The organism is Halomonas sp. 3D7M (assembly GCF_014897885.1).
In the GTDB taxonomy this organism is placed as follows: domain Bacteria; phylum Pseudomonadota; class Gammaproteobacteria; order Pseudomonadales; family Halomonadaceae; genus Vreelandella.
The window spans coordinates 1-8,332 of the sequence record NZ_JABUZF010000052.1; the positions used below are offsets into that span (position 1 = coordinate 1).

General features: G+C 50.0%; 9 protein-coding genes and 1 pseudogene. 5 read left to right on the forward strand and 5 right to left on the reverse strand.

Annotated elements, in window-relative coordinates:
• From INT22_RS01405 to INT22_RS01415, 3 genes and pseudogenes are all read right to left on the reverse strand, one after another.
• Positions 1-522 (reverse strand): annotated as a pseudogene (locus tag INT22_RS01405) (YfcC family protein); the annotation flags it as partial.
• Between the two features lie 71 nt (positions 523-593).
• Positions 594-1,847 (reverse strand): allantoate amidohydrolase, encoded by a 1,254-nt coding sequence (locus tag INT22_RS01410; protein ID WP_193067536.1) that lies wholly within the window; start codon positions 1,845-1,847, stop codon positions 594-596.
• Between the two features lie 214 nt (positions 1,848-2,061).
• On the reverse strand, positions 2,062-2,727 hold the full coding sequence (locus INT22_RS01415) for a DUF1028 domain-containing protein (RefSeq protein ID WP_193067537.1): 666 nt from the start codon (positions 2,725-2,727) through the stop codon (positions 2,062-2,064).
• 178 nt (positions 2,728-2,905) lie between these two features.
• On the opposite strand from INT22_RS01415, the gene INT22_RS01420 reads away from it, so the two are divergent.
• Positions 2,906-3,763 (forward strand): FadR/GntR family transcriptional regulator, encoded by an 858-nt coding sequence (locus tag INT22_RS01420; RefSeq protein WP_226912327.1) that lies wholly within the window; start codon positions 2,906-2,908, stop codon positions 3,761-3,763.
• Between the two features lie 142 nt (positions 3,764-3,905).
• Positions 3,906-4,649, forward strand: coding sequence for a class I SAM-dependent DNA methyltransferase (locus INT22_RS01425; protein ID WP_226912330.1), 744 nt, complete (start codon positions 3,906-3,908; stop codon positions 4,647-4,649).
• Positions 4,650-4,728: 79 nt separating this feature from the next.
• Here the strand turns inward: INT22_RS01425 and INT22_RS01430 are convergent, their stop codons facing one another.
• Both INT22_RS01430 and INT22_RS01435 read right to left on the reverse strand, forming a co-directional pair.
• On the reverse strand, positions 4,729-5,214 hold the full coding sequence (locus INT22_RS01430; protein WP_193067540.1) for a DUF1456 family protein: 486 nt from the start codon (positions 5,212-5,214) through the stop codon (positions 4,729-4,731).
• 10 nt (positions 5,215-5,224) lie between these two features.
• Positions 5,225-5,647, reverse strand: coding sequence for a Replicative DNA helicase (locus tag INT22_RS01435; RefSeq protein WP_095604212.1), 423 nt, complete (start codon positions 5,645-5,647; stop codon positions 5,225-5,227).
• A 341-nt stretch (positions 5,648-5,988) separates the two neighbouring features.
• Here INT22_RS01435 and INT22_RS01440 point away from each other — a divergent pair, with 341 nt between their 5' ends.
• The 3 genes from INT22_RS01440 to INT22_RS01450 form a co-directional block, all read left to right on the forward strand.
• Positions 5,989-6,555, forward strand: coding sequence for an isochorismatase family protein (locus tag INT22_RS01440; RefSeq protein ID WP_193067541.1), 567 nt, complete (start codon positions 5,989-5,991; stop codon positions 6,553-6,555).
• Entirely contained in the window at positions 6,530-7,555 is a 1,026-nt protein-coding gene (locus INT22_RS01445; protein ID WP_226912328.1) for a GlxA family transcriptional regulator, read from the forward strand. The genes INT22_RS01440 and INT22_RS01445 overlap by 26 nt, the downstream gene beginning before the upstream one ends.
• A gap of 45 nt (positions 7,556-7,600) precedes the next feature.
• A partial coding sequence (locus INT22_RS01450; protein ID WP_226912329.1) for a helix-turn-helix transcriptional regulator occupies positions 7,601-8,332 on the forward strand: 732 nt, incomplete at its 3' end.

The window sequence follows — 8,332 nt, forward strand, 5'->3', positions numbered from 1 at the left end:
TAAGCGAGAGCAGCCAATGGCAGAAGCTATCAGTACACCAATGGGTACGAGCGCAATATTATTTTCGAAACCAACCGCAACGCCAAAGAAGCCATAGATAAAGGTGCCAGCAGCAATAATCAGGTTGCGGCTTTTAATGCTATTTTCAGCGCCGACGCGATGAACGGCGACACCAATGGCATTTTCCAGCGCACCGGTCCTTTGCAGAATATGAAACAGCCCACCAGCAATAAACACGATAAACAGATATTGCGACGCATTAATCAGACCTTGCGGTATGGCGACAAAAATCTTGAAAAAATGCAGATTCGCAACATCTGACAAGTACATAAAAGATTCAGGAATAACTGTCGTACGACCATCGACAGTCTGACGCTCAAACTCGCCTGCGGGCACAATAAACGTCATTAGGTAGGCGGCGACCAAAATGAAGAAAATCAGCACCATCGGGTCCGGTATTTGTTTGTACCACTTACCTGATGCAGGAGCTTTTGTGTCTGAAACTTGCTGTTGTTGGCTCATAATCAACCCTTATGATTTTTGTGGCTTTATGTTGAGCTAGTTGGACAAACGTCGTGATACGAGGCTGCCAGCTATTGCTTTTGGGCAAGTCGCTGGCAGGTGTTTAAGAGAACCTCAATGGCAACGACGAGATCCTCAGGCTTGATAGCTTCGCTGGGGTGGTGGCTGATACCGCCGCGACAACGAACAAACAACATGCCGATGTCACACAAGTCAGTCATGGCTAACCCATCATGGCCTGCGCCGCTGAACAGTACCCGTGGCTCAATTCGCGTATCCTTAAGCGCACTCCGCATGGTGTCGATAAGGTGCTGAGCACATTGAACAGCAGGTTGTTCATAGGTATGACGATGCTCAAAGCCAAGGTTCAAGGCTTTCAGAGACGCGTCAATTTGGCTTAACAGTTGAGTTCTTGCTTGACGACGAAGTGCATCATCCGGTGAGCGCAACTCAATGCTCAAGGTTGTGGTCTGAGGGATAACATTGACGCCATTAGGTGCGTTCTCAATCTTGCCCACAACACCGACGAGTTCATCGGTGCTTTTGCATAACGTATCGACCAGCTGGATAACGTGGGCAGCACCCACCAGTGCATCCTGGCGCATGTGCATAGGCACAGTTCCGGCGTGACCTGCCATGCCCTTGACCATTATCTCGTGGCGTTCGATCCCGGTAATTGCACTTACCACCCCCACCGGCACATCAGCCTGCTCAAGCTGAGGGCCCTGCTCGATATGTGTTTCGATAAAAGCAATCACGTCTTCCGGTAGATAGCGATCTGCATCGACTCGTTGAGTGTCACAACCGAAGTCAGCCAGTGCCTGCCCAAGCGTTATGTCCTGACTATCGCGGGCTTTAAGCATCTCTGGATTAAGCGTGCCCGCCAGCACTTTAGAACCAAGCAAGGTAGAACTGAAACGTGTCCCCTCCTCGTCGCTAAACGCCACCACATCAATGTGAAAGGGCATTTCGATCGCGTTTTCATGCAAGTAGCTAACCAAGGCAAGCGGCAGAATAACGCCCATCATGCCATCGTATTTGCCTCCATTAGGAACTGTGTCCTGATGCGAGCCGAGCAACAACGTACTGGCACCGGCGTGTGGGCTGGCATAACGACCGATCAGGTTCGCGGCGTTATCCATGCGCACAGACATACCCGCGCTTTTCATCCACGTTGCAAGTTCATCGAGCACAGCGCGGTGTTCAGGGGTGGCGCAGCGGCGGGTAACGCCATCGCGTTCAATATTGTCGGTTTCACTGAACTTAGCGGCATCTTCCAGCCACTTCCATGCCTGTTCTCCGGCCTGGGTTAAAGAAAGCGTCATGGTTGCCTCAAGGGGTTATTGTTTGGCTAGCTGCTCAGCACGGCTATTTATCATGATAAATAGACTATGAGAGCGTCAAACATGCTGTCAAACCCTTAAAGAGGTGGACGAGAAAGCATTCCAACTGGGAAAACAAAAAACTCAGTCAGAATAAAAGGTTAAATTTTTGGGGATGCTCGGCTTTTAGACTTATGTCTAAATCATGTAGTGATGATTAATAACGATGCGGATAGTCAGCCGTGGGCAGACGAGCAAGAAATGACTGAAAATCGCCATCCTGCTCGATACGTAAATGAAGTTCGCTCAGTGCAGTAATCGCGTTGGGGGCATAATCGATTCGCAAATCGTAGGGCAATCCGCCTGGGGCGCGTACTTTCAGAGCCGCTGAGAGCGTGCCACGATGATCCCCGCCCTGCTGCTGAGCAGCACTTAGCGCGGCTATCAAAGCGCTAGCCATGTCATTACGCTGACGAGTCTCAAGATAGGCCGCCTCCATGGCGGGAATAACATCTCGACTGGCCAACATATTGCCTGCAATCAGCAAACCATCACTGATTCGCATCTCAGCAATCGGGACGTTTTCATCGCCTGTCCAGCCTGCGGCAACGCCATGCCGATCCATTAACGCCACCTGTCGCCACGCAGCGCCTTTGTCCTGTTGTTGCAGGCTACCGATAATATCCACCACCTTTTCGCCGTTGGCTAAGCGCTGCAGCCCTTGTTCTGCACTGAATACATTGGTGCTAAAGCCCTGGGTAATAGCGGCACCAATGCCCGGTAGCAAATGGGGAACAAAACCACCCAGTGCAGGCCCTCCGGTGGCACATGCGATACCGAAAGTGTCAGATTGTTTATCCAGTGCGATCAAACTGTAGGTCATGATGGGTTACTCAATTAGCAAATTTAAGAAGCCTGGAATTTATAATTATAAATTATTTTCACCTCTCTTCTAGCGGCTTAACGCAGCTATACACGAGGCGACATTTGCTAGACATCACGCCACTTCAAGGGGATGATTCTTACTAAAACAGCCTCTTTCAATGTTAGCTGAGACAACCATGAAGCAAGCACGCCAACCTGCTAAGCCTAAGCGTACCGACGTAATCAGTGAGGCGATAAAGGAATACATTGCGCAACATCAATTAAAGCCCGGCGATCGACTTCCGCAGGAACAAGAACTGATCCAGGCGCTAGATGCATCCAAAGGCACGGTGCGTGAAGCTCTCAAGGGGCTTGAAGCCCAGGGGTTGGTTCAAACGCGAACAGGCCCAGGTGGCGGTGCCTTTATCAGCGAAGTCAGTGATGATCGAGCGATGACCTTGCTGGGTAACTATTTTTTCTTTCACTCACCCACTATTCATAACATCTATGAAGCACGTAAAGCGCTCTGGCCAGCCCTGGTAAAGAGTCTTGAGGGTGTGCTCGATGCGGATGCCTTTGATCGACTGGCATCAGTAATGACCTTTTATGACCACCCGCCAGCATCGCTAGAAGAAGAGCGCGAGCAGCGATTGAAGGAATTGGAGTTTCACTTAGTTCTGATTGATTATTGCCCTAACCCTCTATTGGCCTTGATGTGCCGATTTCCAGTACGCCTACTGATGAATATGACCGTCTGTCAGCGAATCTACGCACAGCCCAACCCTGAGTTACGCCGCCAAGGCTATGATTATCAACATCAATTATTAGAGGCGTTGCGTAAAGGAGACATTGAGCTCGGCTGCAAGATTGTCAGCGAACACATGCAGATGGCGCAAACACTTATGGAAGCTCGAGAGGCAATGCTTGAAAAAGCCTTCTTTAAAGCTGGCAATGACGGCGCTATCGATAGCAATCGTGACTATCTAGCGCTAACAGGGTACACGCAAGCTAAGCAGTTAGCTGAGCAAAATGGCGGCAGTAACTCTCTTAAATAAACACAATTTACCTATGGTATCTCCCGCTTTTTGAAAAAAAGCGGGTGTCGCCTTGTCCTCGCTTCTAAAACCTTGCTCGCTCGTTTACTATGCGCCACCCCAATATTTTAGCGCCCACCATTAGGCTACTATGTCCGCCAATCTGTCCGCCAACGCACTCTATACCGATCTATCTGGCTACTACGATTTGATGTGCGTCGATATCGACTACCAAGCGCAAAGCAACGCCATTCGTCGACTCCATCAGATTTTCGGCAACGGCGGGCATGCGCACCTTGATTTAGCCTGTGGCACGGGCCCTCATGTCCGCCATTTTATTGATTTTGGTTATCTCAGCAGTGGTCTTGATATTAACCAGCCCATGCTGGATATCGCCGCCAAGCGTTGCCCGGAAGCGCTCTTTTCACGGCAAGATATGAGTGCATTCGAAACCAGCGAACCCCTCGACTTGATCACCTGCTTTTTGTACTCGATCCACTACAACGATGGGATTGAAAAACTAAAAGGGTGTATTTCCAGCGCCCATCGCGCGCTAACACCAGGCGGCGTTTTCTATTTTAACGTGGTCGATAAAAACAAAATCAATAACGATTTGTGCGTTAAACACAGCGCCAGACAAGATGACAATATCTTCACGTTCAGCTCAGGTTGGCACTACGGCGGGCACGGCGAAAAGCAGTCGCTTAGGCTGAGTATTGAAAAAACCACCGCAGGCGCCACGCAAGTCTGGAACGACGAGCATCCGATGGTAGCGGTCAGCTTTACGGAATTAACCGCCCTACTGGCGCCTTATTTTGAGGTGCATGTATTTGAGCACAACTATCAGACCATTACCCCTTGGGATAAGCTTTCAGGCAATGCGATTTTCGTCTGCGTGAAGCGTTAGCGTCGATAAGGCAGAGAGGCCTTGTACTACCTCTCCTACCGTTACCGTGTGACATAAAGCGTGGTGTAAAGCGCTGAACTTAAGACTCAGAACCTGTGTCGTTCGAGCCAGGCCGTAGCTGGCGTTGAATACCGAGTAAGAAATTACGCAGCATTTGATCTTTACACTCACGGTAATTTTTATGGCTTGGCTTACGGAAAAAGGCGCTGAGTTCATGGTGGCTCAGCGGTAAGCCCACCTGTTCAAACACTGCCAAGATATCGTCTGCTTTTAAATTCAGTGCAATGCGCAGCTTCTGGAACACCATATTATTGTTTAGCTGTGCTTCAGGCGCAGGCTGCGGGCCTTCACGCTTGCCACGTTTAAAGCTGATAAAGCCATTCAGAAACGCCGCCAACTCTCTATTTTTCATCGTGACAAAAGCATCATCTTCGTCTTTTTTCAGCCAAGCAGTGACCTGTGCTTGACTCACACTGACGTCAGCCAGTGAGAAGATATCCACGATGGTGCTGTCTTTTAAATCAAAGGTGTAGCGGATGCGGCGAAAAATATCATTATTCGTCAAAATAGGCTTCCTAGTTGGTCGTTAGCGTTTCAAGCAGCTGATCGATTTCTGCTTTCAGCTCATCATCTTCAATGCCATCGGCGCTGGCTTTCGCATGTTGCAATCTTTCGATGGCGTCATCCGTTTGACCTAACTGTACTTGCAACGTTGCCATGGAAAAACCGATAGAGGCCATATGGTCTTTCGAGTTCTTAGCAATGGCTTTCTCAAGCGCCTTTTGGTAAATCGGCAGCGCATCCTCTAACTCTTCGGTAAAGTCAGCCAAGGTTTCCCACTGCTCTGGGTGGTCTTTATCGGTGTTTTCGTTATCGGTGCAAATCGCCTGCAACTCGGCATAGAGCGGATCAAACGCTTCTCTGTCATCTTTAGCCGCAGCTTTCATTAGCCGCTCAGCTAGCTCATAAACCGCTTTATATATTTTGGTGTTAATCATTACCAGCCACCTTCCTTTCATTAAAACAAACATCAAAATCAACCAACAAGCCGACTTATCTAGGTATCTTCGATAAAAACCATGGAAGCCAGCTTGATAGTTAAAAGTCACGGTAGCGGTATTCCACCATAATCACGCTATTATAGCCTTTGATAGCGCACCACCGGGTGATCATTTTACAGCTTTCGATATCCGCAAGGCGGCTTTTCACTTCTTGCCGACACTTTCCGCCATCAGCCAATACTTGGCCGAAATTGACCGCTTTTAGACCGCACAAGGTATCGTTGGCTGAAATAGGAATAGCTAATCTGTAGCCTCACTTCAACACGATGAGATTAGCCATGACCCAGTCTAAAACCGCTCTGCTATTAATTGACGTTCAAGCCTCCTTCCCGGCCCGCGATTATTGGGTAGAATCTCTGGCGCAAGCATGGCGCCCCAAGCAACGAGCAGTGCTAGACGCGGCGCAGGCAAATAACATACCTGTTGTGCGCATTTTTCATGAAGAACCCGGTAGCCAAGGCGCTTTTGACCCCGCTAATGGCCTAATTCGCCCGCTTGATGGTTTTGACGATAAAGCGGCGGTGACCTTCCATAAACGTGTTCATAATGCATTCAGCGATACTGAGCTTGAAAATTGGTTACGCGAACGCGACATTACGCAACTTGCGATTAGCGGTATTCGCACAGAGCAATGCTGCGAGACAACCACCCGGGTAGCGTCAGATTTAGGTTTTAGCGTTGATTTTGTCAGCGATGCAACGCTAACGTTCCCTATGACGCGTAACGGCATTACATGGTCAGCTGATGATATTAAGGCACGTACCGAACTGGTACTTGAAGACCGTTTTGCGCGTATTATCAGCACACAAGACTTGATCAATGAGTGGCAAAACACGCGTGAGTGAAGAGCAACAAAACAGTCAACCGCTCTCCCAAAGAGCCAACACCCTGCGGATTGCGGTATTGATGATGCCTGGCCAAGTGCCCCTTGACTTGGTCGGGCCTCTTCAGGTCTTGCAGTGTGCCGACCGGCTTTCAATCGATGTTGAGGTTTGCTATGTCGGCCCAAAGACCGCTATGCCGTGGTTAGGACCGCTGACGCTTAGTGGCATTGACCCGTTACCCGAACAACTTCCTCCTCAACACCTACTGCTAATTCCAGGACAGTATCGCAATAGCGTTGAGCCATTGGCACAGCAAGAGTGTGTTAGTTGGCTTAAGGCAAACGCATGCTATGCGGACACACTGATGACGGTTTGCTCCGGCACGCTATTACTGGCTGACGCAGGCTTGCTGGAGGGGCGACGCTGCACCACGCATCACACGTTAATCGAACAGTTACAGGCCAAAGCACCAAAGGCTAGGGTGCAAAGCGATTGTATTTTTATTGAAGATGGCCGCTATTTAACCAGCGCGGGGATTTCAACCGGTATAGATACCATGCTCTACTGGCTTACCCGCGCTTGCGGCCATTCATTAGCGCTAGCGGTGGCGCGAGAGATGGTGCTATATCTTCGCCGCAGTGGACAGGAGCCCCAGTTGGGAGCCTGGCTTGAGGGCCGCAATCATGTGGATGAACGGCTGCATCGCGTTCAAGATGCAATATGTGCCGCCCCCTCGCAAACCTGGCGTATTGAAACATTAGCGACTCAAGCAGCCATGAGTGAGCGCCATTTTCGGCGCCAGTTCAAAAGCCTCACCGGTATGCTGGTGGGTGAATACATTATGGGGTTGCGCCTGCAACGCGCTAAAACATTAATGACCGAGACGCCATGGACACTAGCAAGGGTTGCCGAAGCATCTGGATTTGGTGATGAACGGCAACTAAGGCGTATCTGGGCTCGCCACGAGAAAGTATCACCAAGTGTATGGCGCCGGTCCAGTTCTCAAAAGCTGCTGGATTGAGACAATACGAGCTACCATTAGGAAAACATATCGCTGATTGCCCCCATGACCGATCTTATCCTGCCAAGCCACGCTAACTATCTCAATTTTCGGCATCGCCTACCTGATAAGCGCTTAGCCCCGTGGGTACAGTGCCTTTGGTCAATGGGTGGCTCAGGGGATGTTACTGAACCCAGAACCGAAAAATTCTATCCCGATGCCGGCGCTAGTCTCAGTATCAAGCTTGATAGCTCTCACCCCATCATCACGCTCTGCTTTAACAGGCGCACGTTAATAGAAACACTCGACGCCTACACTCCCTGCCTGGGGATTCGCTTTAAAGCAGCAGGCGTTCACTGCCTGTTAGGCTTGCTACCCGAAGCATTCGCAGATAAACCGCAGCGCTTAGATAACGAACTTGAAACACCGGCGTTACAAGGGTTAATGCCCGTGGTGGAGCACCTCTACCACCTGGATGCACAACAGGGTTTACGCCTGTTAGAAACATGGTTATTACACCAACTAAAGAGCCAGCCACTGGTCAATAGCCGTACCCCCACGATTGTTCAAGCCATTGGAAAACTACAGCTTCCCCCCCAACAGTTAGGTGCCACATTAGGGGTTACTAGGCGCACCCTGGAACGCAAATTAAAACGCGAGGTGGGCGTTAGTCCAGGCCAATTAGTCGCCTATGCCCGACTAGACCGTGCCCGCCATAGACTGCTTGAAACCGCGCTGCCCCTAGCGGAAATAGCGCTGCAATGCGGCTACTATGTAAGCGTCCATTCCGCGACGTTC

What these genes read in the sequence shown, in the direction of transcription:
- INT22_RS01410 (WP_193067536.1), bottom strand. Translation starts at nt 1,847, where the DNA reads ATGACGCTTTCTTTAACCCAGGCCGGAGAACAGGCATGGAAGTGGCTG.
- INT22_RS01415 (WP_193067537.1), bottom strand. Translation starts at nt 2,727, where the DNA reads ATGACCTACAGTTTGATCGCACTGGATAAACAATCTGACACTTTCGGT.
- INT22_RS01420 (WP_226912327.1), top strand. Translation starts at nt 2,906, where the DNA reads ATGAAGCAAGCACGCCAACCTGCTAAGCCTAAGCGTACCGACGTAATC.
- INT22_RS01435 (WP_095604212.1), bottom strand. Translation starts at nt 5,647, where the DNA reads ATGATTAACACCAAAATATATAAAGCGGTTTATGAGCTAGCTGAGCGG.
- INT22_RS01440 (WP_193067541.1), top strand. Translation starts at nt 5,989, where the DNA reads ATGACCCAGTCTAAAACCGCTCTGCTATTAATTGACGTTCAAGCCTCC.
- INT22_RS01445 (WP_226912328.1), top strand. Translation starts at nt 6,530, where the DNA reads ATGAGTGGCAAAACACGCGTGAGTGAAGAGCAACAAAACAGTCAACCG.